The sequence below is a fragment of the Hymenobacter coccineus genome (genome assembly GCF_001816125.1).
GTDB lineage: Bacteria > Bacteroidota > Bacteroidia > Cytophagales > Hymenobacteraceae > Hymenobacter > Hymenobacter coccineus.
Map to the genome: position 1 here is coordinate 1 of NZ_MDZA01000323.1, position 269 is coordinate 269.

Annotated in this window: 1 protein-coding gene; it reads left to right on the forward strand. The window is 76.2% G+C overall.

What is annotated here, in order from left to right; all coding sequences use genetic code 11:
* Positions 1 to 269, forward strand: a 269-nt coding sequence (locus tag BEN49_RS28175; protein ID WP_158022978.1) for a hypothetical protein, incomplete at both ends; no start/stop codon positions are given.

Sequence of the window (269 nt, forward strand, 5' to 3'; positions counted from 1 at the left end):
GCGCTGGTGGGGCCCCTGCTGCCGAGCTGCGCACGGCCGCGGCCGATTTGTCGCACATCCAGGGCCAACTGCTGGGGCCCAACGCCGCCGCCGGCCACCCTTTTCTACCCCGACGGGCCTCAGGCCGGCGCGCGTTTCTGGTGCGCAGCGGGGCGGCGCTGTCAGGGGCCGCGCTGGTGGGGCCCCTGCTGCCGAGCTGCGCACGGCCGCGGCCGATTTGTCGCACATCCAGGGCCAACTGCTGGGGCCCAACGCCGCCGCCGGCCACC